This is a genomic window from Yinghuangia sp. ASG 101 (assembly GCF_021165735.1).
GTDB lineage: Bacteria > Actinomycetota > Actinomycetes > Streptomycetales > Streptomycetaceae > Yinghuangia.
In genome coordinates, this window is the sequence record NZ_CP088911.1 from 835,068 (window position 1) to 852,726 (window position 17,659).

A 17,659-nucleotide genomic window follows, 5' to 3' on the forward strand; every position below is an offset into this window, starting at 1 on the left:
GTCGCCGTCAAAACTACCGTTTGTCACTTTTTGTCGAACTGCCCCCAGGTGGAAGGGCCTTCGCTCCTGTCACGCGCCGCCGGTGTCGTACGTCCGGAAATAGTCCGCGTAGTACCGCATCAGCTCGGAGACGCGGGACGGCAGACCGGGCAACTCCGCGGCCATCACCGTGAGATGGGCGAACCGCAGGCCGATCGACCGCATCGCGACGTCCGGTCGGGGGATGAGGCCGGGCTCCTCCTCCAGTTCGAACGACGGGCCCGCGGTGCGGCCCGGGCGGCCGGAGGGCAGCGTCACGATGTGTTCCGCGAGGGGCCGCATCATGCCCGTCATGACGTCGATGGCGGCGTTCATGAGGTGCGAGCGGCGCAGGCTGGCGTCGGGGGCGGCTCCGAAGTGCTGGATCATGAGCTGGTTCATGAGGAAGTACGAGCGGTTGAACACCACCATCGCGGCCCGCGCCTCGGGGTTGGTGACGTGTTCGCGCGCGGGATTGCGGTCGTGCAGCGAGGGGTTGCGCGGCACCGGGTAGGCGGGCGTCCAGGGCGGGCGCCGCCGAGCGCCGTCGGCGGGCTGCCCGGCGCCGCCCATGTGTTCCGCGGTGAGCAGGTCGGAGATGCGCAGGAACGTGTCGTAGTGGGATTCCTCGCCGTGCCGATTGCCGTCCAGGACGTCGCCTTCGCCGTGTTCGGTGACGAAGTCGATGGCGAACTGCGCGCTGGCGACGTCGTCCACCTCCAACTGGTAGTCGGGGTGGACCGCGTTGAGGGACTTGCGCATGAACAGGTGGTGTTCGCCGCCTCCTCGGCCCTTGTCGACGAGGAAGAGGTCGGGCACCACGGCGAGGCCTTCGCGGATCGCCGCGTACAGGTCGCTGAGCGACTGGTAGGGGTAAGGCCCCGCGGTGGTGCGGGGTACGGCGCCGTCGGTTTCGAGGTCGGGGAGGCTGCCATACGGCTGTTCGAGGGCGATGAACCGTTGGACGCTGCCGAGGCCGAATGCCTCCAGCGACAGGTCGAGCGGCACCCGCAGGCCGCTGTCGCGGGTGCCGAAGTCGATCCGCGGCAGGTGGAAGGGCTGCCCCATCGCGGTGATGATGTTGTTGATCACCAGGAAGTGCATCATCTCCTCGCGGGCGATGCCGAGGAGGTTGCCGCGGATGCCGTTGGAGAGCGTCTCCGCGCCTTCGCCGCAGGCGAGGCGGTGTTGTTCCTTGGTCCAGGTGCCACGCTCGACGAGCTCGCGGCCGGCCTCGTACATCGGGATCGACCAGGCGGCGTACAAGTACTGCATCATGATGGCGAGTTCGGCGCCGGCGGCCTGGCAGAGGCCGTCGTAGAGCTGCCCGCGCGTGGTGATGGCGCCGTCGCGGGCCCGCCGGGGGACGAGCCGGGGCGGCGGGCGGCGGCTCGACTCGTCCAGCCTCAGGTAGGCGAGGAGGAGCCGGGCCTGCGGGCCGGTCATGTCGCGGGTGGACGGCATGAAGAACGTCTTGTCGCGGTTCGCCGGGTCGCACATGAGCCAGATCAGGCGCGCGTACGTACCGACGCGGGACCGGTCGGCGAGGCTGAAGACCTCGTCCTTCATGAACGAGTAGAGCAGTTCGTACGGGGCGAAGACCTCGCGGTAGAGGACGTCGAAGGTGACCTGGTCGCGGGGGATGTCGTCGAGGTGCCGGGTGTCGGGGAGCACGCGCGCGTCGACGGCGCACACGGCCGGCCAATACCCCAGGTGGTCGTCGTTGTCGTAGGCCCGGGCGGCCGACCCGGGTGCGTCCGGATCGCCGGGGAGTGTGTCGTCGACGGGGACGATGAGCAGGCGGGTGGCCCCGGCCGAGGCGTAGCGGACGGCGAGGTGGGCCCGCCCGTCGGTGTCGGTCGTGACGGTGCAGGCGTCGGCCCACGCGGTCGTCGCGTCGCCTTCGTCGTCGGCGGGGTCCGGGTGGTGCGGGCGGACGTCGACGACGCGCACGTCGCCGCAGCGGGCGCCGCGTGCGGCCCTGGGGTCTCCGGGCAGGGCGCGGGGGTTGAAGAACTGCCGGACGTGCAGGCGGGCCTGGGCCGGGCGGCCGAGGCGGTAGGCGCGGAGCGGCACGGGGGTTCCGACGTCGGCGCCGGGGTCGGCCGGGTCCAGGATGAGGGCGGAGTCGTCGGCGCGGACGACGATCTCCTCTTCGGCGAGGAGCACTTCGGGTGTGCCGCCGGCGAGCGTGCCCACCAGCACGAGTGGTTCGGCGGGCTCGGCGGGACGGGCCGCGTACTCGGGGTGGGTGGGGACGGTGACGAGGCCCCCGGTGGTGTCGGTGTCGCCGAGGTAGGCCTCGCGGGGGACGCGGGCCACCAGGTGCCGCGTGTCGCGCGTGCGCAGCTCCAGGTCTCCGACGTCGAGGCGCGGGCCGAGGGGGTGAACGCGTTCCGGTCCGGGGCCGGGTCGGGGATCGCGGCGGACAGCGGGGACGGCCGTGACGAGGTCGAGTGTGGTGTGGTCGGCGGTCACGTGGACGGCGGCGTTGTGGAGCGGCGTCGCGGTGCCGTCCCGGCGCGGAGCGCGGGCGGTCAGCAATCGCCCGGCGGGGCAGGTGCGTTCCTCGTCGCGGTGCCACGCGGCGATGGTGCCGCGCACCTGCCAGATGTCGGGGGCGTCGCACGCCTGCGGGGCGGCCATGTTGGTCAGCGCGAACCGCACGACGAGGCCGCCGCGGCCGTCTTCGGCGGCGCGGGTGCGCAGCCGCCGGGCGGCTTCGGAGGTCTCGGCCTCGGCGAACCATTCGAGGCCCTGGTCGGCGTCGACGACGAACTGGTGGACGACCGAGCGCCGGAACAGGTCGGCCAGCGGGTGGTCTCCGGTGTCGAGGATGTGGCGGGAGTTCTGCCAGCGCGGCGGTTGCAGGCCGGTGACCGGGCCGATGGCCATGGATCCGGTCTCGTGGGAGCGGCCCGTGCGGCCGAAGCCGAATCCGCCGACCATGACGGTGGTGGTCCAGTTGGACGCGGGGTCGATGTCGAGGACCCGCGCGCGGTTGAACGTGGTGGCCAGGTAGTCGTTGTAGTGGCCCCACATGTCGACGTGCCGGCCGACGACGGGGTCGGTGGTGTCGGCGTCGCCGGGTGTGTGCTCCCAGCCGGTGATCCGGGCGTCGACCCAGAAGTGGCCGTTGCCACCGAAGTTCCACCCCTTGACGGTGCCGAACCGGCCGTCGGGGGCGGCGCGGCCGTCGGGTTCGTAGCGGTGGCCGAGGGTGTCGAGGTGGTCGTGGTACTCGTGGGCGGGGCGGTCGGTGGGGAAGGGGGTGCCGTCGGCGGTCACCGCGCGGTTGTGCGCGAGGTCGTAGAGTCCGCCGCGCGGCCCGGTGGGGAGTCGGGTGACGGCGGTGCCGGCGAAGTGCAGGCGGGGTAGGTCGAAGACGCTCACCGGGTGCTCCTGATCGCTGTGTCGATGGCGGTGACCGCGCCCAGTGCCGATTCGATGGCGCCGTTGATCCAGGCGGGGGTGGTCGAGCAGTGCTCTCCGGCGAAGAAGAGCCGCCCTTGCGGTCGGGCGGCGCGCCGCATCTCCTCGTCGCTGCGGTCGGCGTCGCTGCCCCAGCGCCAGCGGATCGCGGTGCAGCCGTTGCTCCACGGGTTGTCGGACCACGCCATGGAGGCGGCGTCCAGCACCATGCCGGGTTCCTTCAACTCCGGGTGCAGCAGGGCGAGTTCGTCGACGACGGCGGAGTGCCGGGCCGCGGCGGGGAAGCGCCCGAGCAGATGGGCGTCCTCCGCGATGGCGTACGAGCCGAGGAGGACGGCGCCGTGCGCCGGGTCGCCCTCGGGCTGCGGGTAGTAGGTCTGGCGCGTGCGCCCGCCGGTGGCGGATGCCCCGCCGCGGATCCCGGCGTGTTCCCAGAACGGCTCGCGGCACAGCAGGGCGATCTTGGTCGCCGAGCCGTACTCCATGGTGGCGATGACGTCGCGTTTGTCGTCGTCGACGCCTTCGAGCGGGATGCCGCGCAGCACCGAGAACGGCAGGGTGCACAGCGCGGCCGGGTGGCGGCGGGTGAGCCCGTGCGGGCCGTGGCGCAGCGCGACCGCGACGGAGTCGTCTCCCGCGTGGACGCCGACGATCTCGCGGCCGAGCAGGATCGGCCCGTGGATGCGGTCGGCGAGGCGGTCGGTGAGGCGGCTCATGCCGCCGCTGAGGTAGCTCAGCGTGGTGCTGGTCTCCAGCAGCAGGTCGTCGAGGAAGACATACAGCCGGGGGCTGCATCCCGCGCGCAGCTCGGGGTGGGCGCGGAAGGCGGCGCCGAGGTCGATGCGGTCGCGGCCGGGGCCGTGGAGGTAGGGCCGCAGGTCGACGCGGTCGGCGAGCGGGAGTAACGCGGCCAGGTCGACGGCGAGGTTGTCGCGCAGCTCGGCGGGGCTGATGGCCCGGACGACCGCGGCCAGCCAGGCGCCGAACAGGACGGTCTCCGGCTTGTGGGACTCCGTGGGCACGTCGCGGCGCAGGTCGGCCACCAGCGGCCCGGCGGCGTCGCGGACGCGGACGAAGCCGCTTCCGGTGTCCAGGCGGTTGTTCGCGTCGCTCAGGATGGTGTGGAAGGGGCGCAGTGCGTCGCCGAGGCCCAGCTTGTGGACATACCGCATGGTCAGCTCGTGGGTCGCCGGGATGCGCATGGCGCCCAGCTCGGCGTGGGGGGCGTCGTCCGCGGTGCCGAAACGGTGGGTGTGGATCCGCCCTCCGATGCGCCCGCTGCCCTCCAGGACGGTCACCCGGTGCCCCAGCGACTCCAGTTCATACGCGGCGACGAGCCCCGCGATGCCGGCGCCGAGGACGACGATGCCGTCCTGGTCCTCCGTCCGCCCATCCACAGCCTTGCCTCCCGCGTTGTCGGCTTGAGAAGACCGACTTTGCGCGAGTGGCGTGCTCCCCCACATCCCCCGGAACCATCGGCCCTGGAGGCACGAACGTGCTGTTCACGCGCCGGTTTCACCGACTCGTGGGTGGCAGCCCGCGTGACCGCGTAGGTTCCTGTCGGGGACGGGTGCCAACACGCCGGGGCATCGTTTGTCTACGCGCGTTTCGCAGCGGCCGGGGACACCGCGGCCCGCCCCGCGGGCACCGGCGGCGCCCGGTTCCCGGCGAAGGGGCGCGGGCGCGTGCGCCGCGCCGTGCACCGGACACGCGCAGGGCGTGGCCGCCCCGACGAGTCGGGGCGGCCACGCCCGTGGCGGTGCGGGTGCTCCCGTACCGGCACCGCCGTCCGTGGGTCAGCGGTCGGCGTCCCCCTTCGCGGACTTGGCCGTGACCGGCTCGGCGAGGCGCTGTTCGTCACAGAGGCGCTGGAGCTTCTCCAGCGTCGCGTCGAGCCCTTCGCCCAGCCTCTCCCCGGGGGTGAAGGTCGCGGGGAGATTGCGCATGCCGTTGATGACGCCGATGGTGTCGTAGTGCCGGGCGCCCTCGGGGTCGCACTTGTAGTCGGGCATGCGGTCGAGCACCGCGACCACCATGCGCTTGAACACCGTGCGCGCGACGTTCGAGCCGATGCAGCGGTGGATGCCGAGGCCGAAGCTGCTGTGCCGGTTGCCGGTGCGCGCGAGGTCGATCGCGTTCGGGTTCTCGAACACCTTCGGGTCGCGGTTGGCCATCGCCCAGGAGACCCAGACGCGTTCGCCTTCCTTGAAGCTGGTTCCGGCGATCTCGCAGTCGGCGGAGATCGTGCGCCCGTCACCCGGTGCGGGGGTGTAGTAGCGCAGGAACTCCTCGGTGGCGGAGTTGAGGAGTGTGTCCCGCTCGCGGCTGAGGCGGGCACGCTCCTCGGGGTTCTCCGACAGCCACTCCAGCGCGTGGGCCGTCAGTGCGGTCGTGGTGTCGAAACCGCCGCCGATCAGCAGGGCGAGGATGCCGAGCAGATCCATGTCCGGCCCGGGCTGCCCGCCGATGTCGGCGGTGAGCAGGGCGTGGATCAGGCCGGGGCGCGGGTTCTCCCGGACCTCCATCATCTGCTTGAAGAGGTCGGCGCCCATCGCCATTTGGAGGCCCTTGACGCGCTCCGCGTCCGGGGAGTCCGGCGGCGTGTAGACGCTGGCGTGGGCCGGCTCGTTGTAGATCGTCCAGTTGGCCAGCGGGATGCCCATCATGGCCAGGGTGAGCACGGCGGGCACGACGTTGGCGAGGTCCTCGACGAAGTCGATGGACCCCGACTCGATCTTCTCGTCGATGCAGGCCCGGACGACCTCGTCGATGACCGGAATCCAGCGGGTCATCGCGGCGGGCGACATGTACGGGTTGAGTGCCTGGCGGTACCAGCGCTGCTCCGGCGGGTCCATCTCCAGGAAGCCGCCGCGGTAGGAGTTGCCGCGGTCCGGCGTCGGGATGGTGATCCCCTTGTAGCCCTTGCGCTCGTTGTTGACGTCGTGGTCGTTCGACAGGTATTGCGAGGACCTGGCGACCTCGAAGGTCTCGGCGTTGCCGGCGGTCACCCAGTGCCCGCCGTACGTGTCCGACCACGCGATCGGACACTTCGCCTGCATTTCCGAGGTGATCGCCTCGAACTGCCCTCGGTACTCGGGAGTGTGCCGGTCGAACTGGAAAACCGGCGTCCTGCGCTCGTCGTCGGCGACGATCTCGTCCTGGCTCACGGAACTGCTCCCTGCGTCTGCGATGGGTCGGACCGGTCGGGGTGGGTCAGAAGATCGAGATGGCGCGCTCCGGGCACGAGCGCACGGCTTCCTGGACCTTCTCCTCCTGATCGGCCGGCACGTCCTCGCTGATCGGCGACGAGTGGCCGTCGATCTCGCTGAGTTCGAACACCTTGGGGGCGATCATGGCGCACAGCGTGTGGCCCTGGCAGAGGTCCTCGTCAACCCGCACCTTCACTTGGCTCTCCTCATCCGAAATTCGCATCGTCGTGGCGAGAACATCGGCGCCCGGCGCCCGGGTTGCCGCACCGGTACGCCCGGACCGGGTCGTCGCGGCCGACCGGTGGGCCCGCGCCCCGGGTCGGCGAACCGACCGGGAACCACCAGATCTCCGCGCGCGTTTCCTCGATGCCGGCTCCCGAGGCGCTGAGCACTCGCACAGCACCGTGGTGACGACATGGTTCCATCGGCCTCCGTGACGGTCAAGGGGTCGGCCCCACCGCGCTCCCGCCGCGGGCTCCCCGGCGCCGGAGCCCCCGTGCGGGTATCGGGAAAGAGGGCCAATAGGACGTTCGCGACCCTCCGCTACCATGACGCGGCAATAGCCTGGACGCCGCACGCTTTCGGAGGACCGCCATGGCATCGCCCCGCAGGATCGGTGCGCCGGACGCCAAGAACCGCGCCCTCCTGCTCGATGCCACCGAACAGCTCATGCTGGACGAGGGGTACGCGGCGGTCAGCTCGCGGCGCATCGCGGCCAAGGCCGGGCTGAAGCCGCAGCTCGTGCACTACTACTTCCGCACGATGGACGACTTGTTCCTGGCGGTCTTCCGGCGCCGTGCCGAGGAAGGCAGCAGGCGGCAGGCCGCCGCGCTGGCGTCCCCGCATCCGCTGCGGGCGGTCTGGGAGCTCAGCACCGAGGAGACCCACACGGCGCTGACCATGGAGTTCGTCGCGCTCGCCAACCACCGCAAGGCGATCCGCGCGGAGATCGTGCACCAGGCGGAACGCGTGCGCCGCGAGCAGATGGACGCGCTCCCCCGGCTCATGGAGCGGTACGGGATCTCGTCGGAGAAAATCCCCCCGGCCGTCCTGGCGTTCCTGATGATGAGCGTTTCGCGCATGCTGGTGATGGAGCACGCGATCGGCATGTCCTCCGCACACGCCGAGACCGCGGCGTTCGTCGAGGACTACATCCGGCGACTGGAACGCGACGACACGGGCCCGGCGGACGGGGAGGCCGCCGCCACGCCACCGGCGACCGCACCCGCGGCGCACCCCGCGCCGGAGGCCACACCGTCTCCCGAGCACCCGCAGGCCCCGAAAGCCACCGGCCACCCCGAACCCACGACGGCCGCGGATTCCCCGGCCGAGCGTCGCGCCGAGGACGCCGCCCCAACGCTCCCGCGCGTATAAGCGCCACGGCGACGCGGATCGCGACACCGACCTTCCACGCCACCGCGCCCGCGCCCGCGCCCGCGCCCGCTCCGCCTCAGGCGCTCCCGGACCGCACGCCGTCCGAGAACGACCCCACCGCGGCGCGGAGAAGCCTCACGACGGCGCGAAGTTTCGTGCGCCCTGGCCCACACGCACCCGGCCCGCGTCTCGCGAGCCGCCGGTGCCGAACGTCCCCGCGTCGGCGGCGAGCTTCGCGAACCGGTTCCGGACGCGTACCCCCGGACCCGCCCCGCCCCGCCCGGTGTACCGCCCCGGGACGCGCCCCGCGAGAGGGCGACACCGCACTCACCCGCGTCGACAAGGCAAGGTTCACGACGCCGCTCCGCGCCGACCGCGTCCCGCGAGAGAGCCGGGCACCCGTTCGCCCCGGGCGTCGGCGGCGCGGTTTGTCCGGCTCGCGCACGCCGTGCCCCGCGCGAAGGCCCGTGTCAGCGGCGCGGCAGCACGCCGTTCAGGAAGAGCCGCACGGCCTCGTCGAGGCGGCGTTCCTCGACCTCCTGGGCGCGGGTGACGCCGAACGCCGCGAGGCGTGCGGGGAACGCGGAGACCAGGGCGAGGAATTGCTCGGCAGCGGTCTCGACGTCGTCGACCTCGATGGCGCCCTCGTCCGCGTGCCGCCGCAGGAGGTCCATGACCGCGCGCATGCGGGGCGACCAGGTCAACGTCTCGGCGCTGCGCGCGAATTCGGGGAACCGCTCCGACTCGGCCATGGCCATCCGGCTGATCCGCACCATGTCGGGATCCGTGGCGCGCACAAGGGCGGAGCGTCCGATCTCGGTCAGCGCGGCGACCAGGTCATCACCCGCGACGTCGGGGACCTGCTCGTCGCCGTGCCGGGACATCGCCCACGGCACGACGGCCGCGAACAGCGTCCGCTTGTCTCCGTAGCGGGCGTAGAGCGTGCGCTTGGTGACACCCGCGGCCTGCGCGACGGCCTCCATCGTGGTGCCGTCGAATCCGCGTTCGAGGAACATCTCGAACGCCGCCTGCCGCAACTGCTCGTCGAGTCGGGCCGCTTCGGCTTGCGACGGTCTGCCGATACGCGCGCGCGTGGGTGGGGTCGGGCTCACCGGCCGAAGTATACGGCCCATTGACGAAAATGAACGGAACCGTATATTTTTCACCGCGAGACCGCACGGAGGAAAGGCATGGTGTGACCCGCATGCGGATGCGACGCCTGGGGCCGAGTGGCCTGTACGTCTCCGAACTGGCCCTCGGGGCCATGACCTTCGGCATGCGTGACTGGGGATGCGACGAGGAGACGGCGACCGCCCTCGTCCACCGCTATCTCGATGCCGGCGGCAACTTCATCGACACCGCCGACGCCTACGGGTCGTCGGAGGAGATCGTCGGACAGGCCATACGCGGCCGACGGTCGCAGGTCGTGCTCGGGACGAAGTTCGGGCTGCCGGTCGGGCGCGGCCCCCACGACCGCGGCACCGGCCGCCGGCACATCGTCGCCGCGTGCGAGTCGAGCCTGCGGCGGCTGGGCACCGACCACATCGACCTGTACTGGGTGCACGTCGACGACACCGCGACCCCGCTGGAGGAGACCATCGCGGCGCTGGACGACCTCGTCCGCGCCGGCAAGGTCCTCTACACGGGCGCGTCGAACCTGCGGTCGTACCGGCTGATGAAGGCACTGTCGATCAGCGAGCGGACCGGCGCCGCCCGGTTCATCGCGCTCCAGGGCCAGTACAACCTGATCGTGCGCACGCTGGAGCGCGAGCACTTCCCGCTGATGGCGGACGAGGGGCTGGGGTTCGTGGCGTGGAGCCCCCTGGCCGCCGGAATGCTGACCGGCAAGATCAAGCCCGACGCCGACATCGCCGACACGCGGCTGGGCCAGCGCGAGATCGCGTTCGACGCCCTGGTCAAGAACGAGCACGGGTTCCGGGTCGCCGCGGCGGTGCAGAAGGCCGCGTCCGAGATCGGGTGTACGCCCGCGCAACTCGCGCTGGCCTGGCAGCGTGACCGGCCGGTGGACTCGGTCATCATCGGCGCCCGGACCCTGGCCCAACTCGACGACAACCTGGCGTCGCTCGACGTCGTCGTCCCGCCCGAGATCGCGGCGAACCTCGAACGCGAGACGCGGCTTCCGGACGAGTACCCCGGGACGTTCATCGACATCTTCCAGGACTGGCTTCGCCGGGGCGAACGCCGGGTGTAGTACGGGTAGTTCATCGACGGCATGTGACGGCAGCGGTGTGATCACAGTGGGAGAAACAGACATGGCGGCAGAGAATTCGACCGGCCGGACCGCGATCGTGACCGGCGGGGCGTCCGGCATCGGGCTGGCGATCGCCCGGCGGCTCGCCCACGACGGCGCCAACGTCGGCGTGTTCGACCTCGACGCGGACGCGGCCGAGGCCGCGGCGGCGAAGATCCGCGCCGAGGGCGGCGCCGCGCTCGCCGTCCCGGTCGACGTCGCCGACCGCGCGCGGATCGACCGGGGCGTGGCCCAGGTGCGCGACGCCTACGGCCCCGTCGGCATTCTCGTCAACAACGCGGGACGCGAGGGCTTCCAGGCCTTCCTCGACATCACCGAGGAGACCTGGGAGAACCTGCTGCGGGTCAACCTCACCGGCACCTTCCACTGCTGCCAGGCGGTGCTGCCCGACATGATCGCCGCCCGCTGGGGGCGCATCGTCAACATCTCGTCCTCCAGCACGCACGGCGGGCAGCCGTTCATGACCCACTACGTCGCGTCGAAGTCCGGCGTGGTCGGTCTCACGAAGTCCCTCGCCCTCGAATTCGGGCCCAAGGGCATCACCGTGAACACCATCCCGCCCGGCTTCATCGACACCCCCATGACGCGGCGCAACGAGGCCAAGGGCCTCCTCGGCGGCACCGTCGACCACCACGCCTCCCTGACCCCCGTACGGCGCGCGGGCCTCCCGGAGGACATCGCCGCCGCGACCGCCTTCCTCGTCAGCGACGAGGCCGGCTACATCACCGGCCAGATCTTCGGCGTCAACGGCGGACGCAACACCTGACGAACGGCGGCACACCGGATTCCGCGCACGGGAGCCGCGGAAACCGGTGTGCCGCGGCGAATCACAGGCGGGCGCCGTGCCGTGGGTACGGCGCCCGCGCGTCGCGCGGGTGCGGTGCGCCCCGGGCGGTCCGCCGGTCGGGGGGCGATGTCCGCGCACGAGGCCGAGCGGTCGCCGACACCGCCCGGGGTTCGGCACAGCCGCCTGCTCGTACGCGCGTCACGGAAACCGGCATCTCGGCCACCCGCACGGCCGGTTCCGTCGCCGCCGGATCGCCGGACGCGGTCGTCGGAGGGAGACGCGCCCTCGCGGTGCGACGACGTCGACGCGGCACCGGCGACGACCGCGTGTTGTCGCGTCCGTCCCCTCGTCGGCGGAAGGGCCCGGCCCCTACTGGAACCCCGTGTCACCGACCCGGGATCGGGAAGCGGACGTCCGGCAGGAGTGCCGCCGCGGAGCGGTCGCGCCACGCCGAGGCGGTGACGCCGGTTCCGTAGCACAGGTCGTCGGCCAGGCGCAGGGCGATCCACCGGACCGGGTCCAGCGCGCGGGCCGGGCGGCGCGTCCACCATTCGGCGGCCACCGGCGCCAGCATGGCCGCGGCTGCCGCGCGGGCGGTCGCGCCGCGCGGGGACGCGGCCAGGCACAACAGGCCGAGCGGCCACCATTCGCGGCGCAGCGCGTGGCCCACCGCGACGGCGTCGGCGGTCAGGCCCTTCGCGACGACGGTGGCGCTCAACGCGGTCGCGGAGGGCGTCCCGGCGAGGCCGCGGCGCAGGAGGGCGGCGGAGAGAACCGCGCTTCCGGCCGCCGGGAGGGGCTTGCCCCGGGCCAGCAGCGCGAGGGTGAGCAGATTCCAGCCGGAGGGGCGCAGCGGGGCGAGCCTGCCCGGGTGGCGGGCCGCGAGCGCGGCGGCGGAGGTGCCGTACTCGTGGCGCCGCCGTGCCCAGGCGGACCACGTCAGGCGCGGGGTGTGCGCGACGCGTGCCTGCGGCTGGTAGCGGACGTGGTGCCCGAGGCCGTCGAGCCGCCACACGAAGTCGACGTCCTCGCCCAGCCGCATCTCCTCGTCGAACGCCGTGTCCTGGACGGCGTCCCGGCGCACGATCAGCGTCGCGGTCGGGACGAATCCGACCTTGGAGCCGGGACGGACGAGCGCGGGGGCCACGCCCATGTCCAGGGATGAGCGGGCGTGTTCGTAGCGGAGGAGGAGGCCGTGCGCCGTCGGGTGCGTGCGGGTGGGTGGCGCCGCGGGCGCCGGTGCCGTGGCCGGGGTGGTCGGGGTGGTCGGGGCTGCGGCGCTCGCACGCGCCGCGGCGACGGGCTCCGTGCGGGCCGCGGCGAAGGTCTTCGGACGTTTCGCGGCTGCCGAGCGGGCAAGTGCGGTGCCGCGCACCGCCGCACGCACCGCCGAGGCCGCGGTGCGGGCCGCCTCGACGAGCCGCCCGGCACGCGCTCCGGCGGCTGCCCGCACACGTGCCTTGGCACCTGCCGCCGCGCCCGCGCCCGCCGTGACGCGCGCCCGGCCGGTCGCTTGGGTGCCCGCCTTCGCGGGCGCGGGGGCGAGCGGCCCGTCCGACGCGACGGCCGCGCCGGTGTCCGCCGTCCCGTCCCCGCCGTCCCCCGCCCCACGCCCTCCGGCCGATTCCCCGGCGTCGTCCGCGATCCCGTCCGGAACGATCCGCGGGGCGACCGCCGCGACGCGGGGATCGTCGAAGTACGGGACGAGGGTGTCGAGCCAGCCCGGTTCGGGGCGGCAGTCGGAGTCGACGAACGCGACGAACGGGCTGCGGGCGAGCGCCAGTCCGGTGTTGCGGGCGGCGGCCGGTCCGCGGTTGGCGGTATGCCGGACCAGCACCGCGCCGTGGGCGTCGGCGACATCGCGGAGCGACGCGGCGTCCGGGGAGCCGTCGTCGACGACGATCACCGACAGCCCGGCCAACGCGGCGAGGCAGCGGGCGAGTTCGTCGGGCCGCCGGTAGGCGGGCACGACGACGGTGACCGGATGCGGTCCGGGCCTCGGCGCGGGGACCGGGTGGGCGAGGCCGCGGTCGACGAGTTGGCGGGCCAGCGCGCGGCCGACCGGTGACGCGGGAGCCAGGCCTCGGGCTCCCGCGCGGCGCAGGGCCGCGAGGTGGGGTCCGGCGGCGTCCTTGAAGCGGGCGAGGCGCCAGGGTGAGCCGCCGGTGGCGACGCGTCCGCCGGCCCACAGGGAGACGTCGGCGTCGAGGGCGACGGGAAGTCCGGGCGGCAGGGGCCGGGTCACGGCAGCAGCCTTCCGTGCGGGCCGACGCGCCACGCGGTGATCCGCCGGACGGCGTCGGCGGCCATCGCGCCGAGGATGCGCCGCCCTTCGTCGGCGGTGGCGCCGCCCGGATCGCCGAGGACGCCGTTGGGGGCGACGAACCGGACGCCGTGTGCCCGCAGTTCGGGCAGGATCGCGGCGATCGGGCGGCGTTCGCCGGGTGCGGCTCGCGGCAACCGCACCTGTTCGGGGGCGAGGTGCAGCATGAGCGAGGTCTCGGTGCGCCCGGCGTGCGCGTCGCCGCCGGGTGCCTCGCACGCGAGACCGGCGGTGTCGTGGCCCTCGTCGCGGAGTTGGCGCACCGCGCCGCCGAGTGCGGCGGTGTTGCCGCCGTGGCCGTTGACGAAGACGACGCGGGCGGCCCACAGCGCGAGGGAGCGCACCTGTTCGACGAGCAGGGTGTGCAGGGCTTCGTGGCCGATCGAGACGGTTCCGGGGAATCCCGCGTGCTCGCCGCTGGCGCCGTACGGGACGGCCGGTGCCACCCGGACGGTTCCGGGCAGCACCGCCGCCACGCGGTCGGCCACGGCCGCGGCGATGACGGTGTCCGTGGACAGCGGCAGGTGGGGGCCGTGCTGCTCGGTGGAGCCGAGCGGGACCAGGACCGTGCCGCCCTCGGCCACGTCGGGCCAGGCGTCGTCGGCGAGCCGCGTCGTCATCTCAGGTGGTGGCGGACGTTCCGCCGAGGGTGACCGGGAAGCCGGCGGGGATGTGGAGGTCGCCCGGGGACAGGTCGCGTACCGACGCGTGCCCGAGGCCGAGGACCGCCGAGTCGAGGCCGCCGCGCATGATGTCCAAAACGTTCTCGACGCCGGCCTGGCCGTTCGCGGCGAGTCCCCACAGGTACGCGCGGCCGATGAGCACCGCGCGGGCGCCGAGCGCGAGGGCCTTCGCGACGTCGCCGCCGCGCCGGACACCGCCGTCGAGCAGGATCTCGATCTCGTCGCCGACGGCGTCCGCGATCGCGGGCAGCAGGCGGATCGTGGCCGGGGTGGTGTCGAGGTTGTTGCCGCCGTGGTTGGACACGGAGATCGCGGTCACGCCGGCGTCGACCGCGCGGCGGGCGTCGTCGACGCGGGCGACGCCCTTGAGCAGGAAGGGCCGCTCTCCCCACTCGGTGCGCAACCACTTCACGTCGTCCCAGCTCGGCGGCGGCGTCTGCATCCATTCGCCGTACGCGCCGAAGAACGTCGGCGCCTCGCCGCCGGGCGGGCGCATGTTCGGCGCCGTCAGGTCGGGCAGCGCGCCGGTGCGGGCGAACCGCCACAGCCACCCGGGCCGGGGCAGCACCTCGGGGGCCATGCGCACCACCGTGCGCAGGTCGACCTTGTCGGGGATGACGGGGCTGCCCCAGTCGCGGCCGTGCGAGAACGACCAGTCGAGTGTGAGGATGAGCGCCTTGGCCCCGGCCTCGCGGGCGCGTTCCATGCGGTGCAGCATCGCGTCGCGGTCGCCGGTCCAGTAGATCTGGAAGAAGACGTTCGGGTTGGCCTCGCAGACCTCTTCGACCGGTTTGCTGGCGAACGAGCTGAGGCCCATGACGACGCCCCGGTTGGCGGCGGCGCGGGCGACGGCGAGTTCCCCGTCGGGGTCGACCGCCTGCACGCCGGTCGGGGATATGACCACCGGCATCGATGTCTCGACGCCGAGCACGGTGGTGGCGAGGTCGCGTTCGGCGTGGTGCCCGGCGACCTTGGGGGCGAAGCCGAGGTCGGCGAACGCGGCGCAGTTGTCGTCGATCGTCCTGCCGCGCTCGGAGCCGGCCAGCAGCGCGGAGTAGACGCTCGCCGGCAGGCGCTTCTTCGCGCGCCGCCGGGCCTCGGCGACCGTCTCGAACCAGGGGTTCCTCAACATGGGCGGTGACTCCTCACAGCAGTGCGCGTCTGTGCGCGCGGCTGTCCGATCACAGCGCGAGCCCCGCCACGGGGTTCTCGTCGCAGGCGGATACGGGGGGACGGCGGGCGATGGTGACCGGGACCGCGCGGGACGGTCCGGTACGGGAGTGGTCGACGCCGGGGCGCGGCACGTGCCCGCGGTCGTCGGGGCGTTCGGCCAGCAGCTCTTCGCCGAGGCCGCGCACGCACTCCGGGTCGGGCCCGTCGAGCGGCAGGCCGGTGAAGAACTTGGCGGCCATGCAGCCGCCCTTGCAGGTGTCGTAGAACGAGCAAGAGGCGCACGCGCCGCCGGTCTGCGGTGCGCGCAGCTCGCGGAAGAGTTCCGACGTCTGCCACACGCCCGAGAAGCCGCCGGTGTCACGGACGTTCCCGGCGAGGAAATCGTCGTGGATGGCGAACGGGCAGGCGTAGACGTCGCCGACGGGGTCGATCAGGCACACGACGCGGCCGGCCCCGCAAAGGTTCAGGCCGGGCAGCGACTTGCCGTAGGCCGACAGGTGGAAGAAGGAGTCGCCGGTGAGGACTTCGTCGCCGTTGGCGAGCAACCAGTCGTACAGCTCCCGCTGTTGTGCGGCGGTCGGGTGGAGGTCGTCCCACACGTCCACGCCGCGGCCGGATGGGCGCAGCCGGGTCAGCCGCAGCTGTGCCCCGTAGCGGTCGGCGAGTTCCTTGAACGCGTCGATCTGCGGGATGTTCTGCCGGGTGCACACGACGGAGAGTTTGAAGTTCCGCATGCCGGCGTCGGCGAGGTTGCGCATCGCGCGGATCGCGGTGTCGTACGAACCCTCGCCGCGCAGCGGGTCGTTGACGTCGGGGGTGGCGCCGTCCAGGGAGATCTGGACGTCGACGTAGTCGTTCGCGGCGAGGCGGCGGGCGGCGTCGGGGGTGATGCGGACGCCGTTGGTGGAGAACTTGACGCCGACGTGGTGAGCGGTGGCGTAGTCGAGCAGTTCCCAGAAGTCCGGGCGCACGGTGGGTTCCCCGCCGCCGATGTTGACGTAGAAGACCTGCATGGCCTCCAGTTCGTCGATGACGGCCTTGGCCTCGGCGGTGCTCAGCTCGCGCGGGTCGCGGCGTCCGGAGCTGGACAGGCAGTGCGCGCAGGCGAGGTTGCAGGCGTACGTCAGTTCCCAGGTCAGGCAGATCGGTGCGTCGAGGCCGGCCTCGAACAGGTCGGTCAACCGCTGGGGTGCGGTGTGAACGGTCATGCGGCACCCGGTCCTTCGCGTTGGGTCTGGTGGTGGATGGGGCCGTCGGTCCGGGTGAGCGGCAGCGTGGTGCCGCCGCGCCGGATGGCGATGAGTTCGGCGGCGATCGACACCGCTGTCTCCTCGAGCGTACGCGCCCCGACGTCGAGCCCGATGGGCGCTCTCAGGCGCGCCAACTCCGTTTCGGCGAGGCCGATTTCGCGGAGCCTCGCGAGGCGTTCGGCGTGCGTGCGGCGGGACCCCATCGCGCCGATGTACGCCACGGGCAGGCGCAGCGCGACCTCCAACAGCGGTACGTCGAACTTGGCTTCGTGGGTGAGGACCACAACCGCCGTACGGGCGTCGGTCGTTGTGCCCGCGAGGTAGCGGTGCGGCCAGTCGACGACGACCTCGTCCGCGTCGGGGAACCGTGTCGGGGTGGCGAACACCGGGCGGGCGTCGCACACCGTGACGCGGTAGCCGAGGAACCTGCCGATGGACGCCACCGATCGGGCGTAGTCGGTGGCGCCGAAGACCAGCAGCCGGGGCTTGGTCGCGTAGGACGCGATGAAGACCTCCAGGCCCGGGCGGCACCGCACGGACAGGACTCCGCTCATGCCGCTGTCGAGCATGGCGCGCGCCTCGGTGACCACCACGGCGTCGACGTCCGGTTCCCCGGTGCCGCCTCGGTGTCCGTCCGGGAGGACGGCGAGGGTCGGGCCGGAGCCGTCGAGGAGGTGCGCGAGGGCCACGGGCGCGGAGCCCCGGGCCGCGCGGACGACCTCGATCGCGGGGGCGGGCTGGACGAACACCTCGATGGTGCCGCCGCAGGTCAGGCCGACCTCGAAGGCGGTCTCGTCGGAGTAGCCGAAGCTCTCGCGGACGGCCGTCCCGGTGGCGATCACCTCGCGGCACAGCTCGTAGACCGCGCCCTCGACGCAGCCGCCGGACACGCTGCCGAGCACTTCGCCGTCCTCCGCGACGGCCATCACCGCGCCGGGGTCGCGGGGGGCGCTGCCGGATACCGAGATCACCGTGGCCAGGGCGTAGCGGGTGCCCGCGTCGTGCCACGCCGCAAGGCGGTCGGCGACCTCACGCATCGTGCCTGCTCCTCGGGGGCCTGGGCTGATTCGGATGATTGCGGATGATTGCTGATGATTCCGGATGATTGCGGGTGATCCGTGATCATCTCGGATGATTG

The 17,659-nt window shown here is 72.8% G+C and carries 13 protein-coding genes; 3 read left to right on the forward strand and 10 right to left on the reverse strand.

The window, feature by feature from the left end:
- Nucleotides 1-69: 69 nt before the first annotated feature.
- The 4 genes from LO772_RS03245 to LO772_RS03260 all read right to left on the reverse strand — a co-directional run bounded on the left by LO772_RS03245 (nucleotide 70) and on the right by LO772_RS03260 (nucleotide 6,855).
- Nucleotides 70-3,411, reverse strand: coding sequence for a ferritin-like protein (locus tag LO772_RS03245; protein ID WP_231776801.1), 3,342 nt, complete (start codon nucleotides 3,409-3,411; stop codon nucleotides 70-72).
- Nucleotides 3,408-4,847: a flavin monoamine oxidase family protein gene (locus tag LO772_RS03250; protein WP_231776802.1), complete on the reverse strand. Its 1,440-nt coding sequence runs from the start codon at nucleotides 4,845-4,847 to the stop codon at nucleotides 3,408-3,410. The genes LO772_RS03245 and LO772_RS03250 overlap by 4 nt, the downstream gene beginning before the upstream one ends.
- Before the next feature lie 399 nt (nucleotides 4,848-5,246).
- The gene (locus LO772_RS03255) at nucleotides 5,247-6,617 is read right to left on the reverse strand and encodes a cytochrome P450 (RefSeq protein ID WP_231776803.1); all 1,371 of its coding nucleotides are present in this window, start codon (nucleotides 6,615-6,617) and stop codon (nucleotides 5,247-5,249) included.
- 46 nt (nucleotides 6,618-6,663) lie between these two features.
- Complete coding sequence (locus LO772_RS03260; protein ID WP_231776804.1) at nucleotides 6,664-6,855, reverse strand: ferredoxin; 192 nt, start codon at nucleotides 6,853-6,855, stop codon at nucleotides 6,664-6,666.
- 398 nt (nucleotides 6,856-7,253) lie between these two features.
- Between LO772_RS03260 and LO772_RS03265 the strand changes: the two genes are divergently transcribed.
- Nucleotides 7,254-8,033, forward strand: a complete 780-nt coding sequence (locus tag LO772_RS03265) for a TetR/AcrR family transcriptional regulator (RefSeq protein ID WP_231776805.1) — start codon at nucleotides 7,254-7,256, stop codon at nucleotides 8,031-8,033.
- Nucleotides 8,034-8,503: 470 nt separating this feature from the next.
- Here LO772_RS03265 and LO772_RS03270 read toward each other — a convergent pair whose 3' ends face one another.
- Nucleotides 8,504-9,145, reverse strand: coding sequence for a TetR/AcrR family transcriptional regulator (locus tag LO772_RS03270; RefSeq protein WP_231776806.1), 642 nt, complete (start codon nucleotides 9,143-9,145; stop codon nucleotides 8,504-8,506).
- A 92-nt stretch (nucleotides 9,146-9,237) separates the two neighbouring features.
- Between LO772_RS03270 and LO772_RS03275 the strand changes: the two genes are divergently transcribed.
- Both LO772_RS03275 and LO772_RS03280 read left to right on the forward strand, forming a co-directional pair.
- On the forward strand, nucleotides 9,238-10,245 hold the full coding sequence (locus tag LO772_RS03275) for an aldo/keto reductase (RefSeq protein WP_231779413.1): 1,008 nt from the start codon (nucleotides 9,238-9,240) through the stop codon (nucleotides 10,243-10,245).
- Between the two features lie 61 nt (nucleotides 10,246-10,306).
- The gene (locus tag LO772_RS03280) at nucleotides 10,307-11,071 is read left to right on the forward strand and encodes an SDR family NAD(P)-dependent oxidoreductase (RefSeq protein ID WP_231776807.1); all 765 of its coding nucleotides are present in this window, start codon (nucleotides 10,307-10,309) and stop codon (nucleotides 11,069-11,071) included.
- A gap of 406 nt (nucleotides 11,072-11,477) precedes the next feature.
- Here the strand turns inward: LO772_RS03280 and LO772_RS03285 are convergent, their stop codons facing one another.
- The 5 genes from LO772_RS03285 to LO772_RS03305 are packed head-to-tail and all read right to left on the reverse strand — an operon-like array spanning nucleotide 11,478 to nucleotide 17,558.
- Nucleotides 11,478-13,337: a glycosyltransferase gene (locus tag LO772_RS03285; RefSeq protein WP_231776808.1), complete on the reverse strand. Its 1,860-nt coding sequence runs from the start codon at nucleotides 13,335-13,337 to the stop codon at nucleotides 11,478-11,480.
- Nucleotides 13,334-14,035, reverse strand: coding sequence for a mycofactocin biosynthesis peptidyl-dipeptidase MftE (mftE, locus tag LO772_RS03290; RefSeq protein ID WP_231776809.1), 702 nt, complete (start codon nucleotides 14,033-14,035; stop codon nucleotides 13,334-13,336). Before mftE ends, LO772_RS03285 begins: the two co-directional genes overlap by 4 nt.
- 1 nt (nucleotide 14,036) lies before the next feature.
- The gene (gene mftD, locus LO772_RS03295) at nucleotides 14,037-15,230 is read right to left on the reverse strand and encodes a pre-mycofactocin synthase MftD (RefSeq protein ID WP_231776810.1); all 1,194 of its coding nucleotides are present in this window, start codon (nucleotides 15,228-15,230) and stop codon (nucleotides 14,037-14,039) included.
- 49 nt (nucleotides 15,231-15,279) lie between these two features.
- Nucleotides 15,280-16,479: a mycofactocin radical SAM maturase gene (gene mftC / locus LO772_RS03300; protein ID WP_231776811.1), complete on the reverse strand. Its 1,200-nt coding sequence runs from the start codon at nucleotides 16,477-16,479 to the stop codon at nucleotides 15,280-15,282.
- Complete coding sequence (locus LO772_RS03305; protein ID WP_231776812.1) at nucleotides 16,476-17,558, reverse strand: XdhC family protein; 1,083 nt, start codon at nucleotides 17,556-17,558, stop codon at nucleotides 16,476-16,478. Before LO772_RS03305 ends, mftC begins: the two co-directional genes overlap by 4 nt.
- Nucleotides 17,559-17,659: the final 101 nt, after the last annotated feature.

Excerpts from the sequence above, each read along its gene's own strand:
- LO772_RS03265 (WP_231776805.1), top strand. The coding sequence starts at position 7,254 with ATGGCATCGCCCCGCAGGATCGGTGCGCCGGACGCCAAGAACCGCGCC.
- LO772_RS03275 (WP_231779413.1), top strand. The coding sequence starts at position 9,238 with ATGCGGATGCGACGCCTGGGGCCGAGTGGCCTGTACGTCTCCGAACTG.
- LO772_RS03280 (WP_231776807.1), top strand. The coding sequence starts at position 10,307 with ATGGCGGCAGAGAATTCGACCGGCCGGACCGCGATCGTGACCGGCGGG.
- mftE (WP_231776809.1), bottom strand. The coding sequence starts at position 14,035 with ATGACGACGCGGCTCGCCGACGACGCCTGGCCCGACGTGGCCGAGGGC.
- mftD (WP_231776810.1), bottom strand. The coding sequence starts at position 15,230 with ATGTTGAGGAACCCCTGGTTCGAGACGGTCGCCGAGGCCCGGCGGCGC.
- mftC (WP_231776811.1), bottom strand. The coding sequence starts at position 16,479 with ATGACCGTTCACACCGCACCCCAGCGGTTGACCGACCTGTTCGAGGCC.
- LO772_RS03305 (WP_231776812.1), bottom strand. The coding sequence starts at position 17,558 with ATGCGTGAGGTCGCCGACCGCCTTGCGGCGTGGCACGACGCGGGCACC.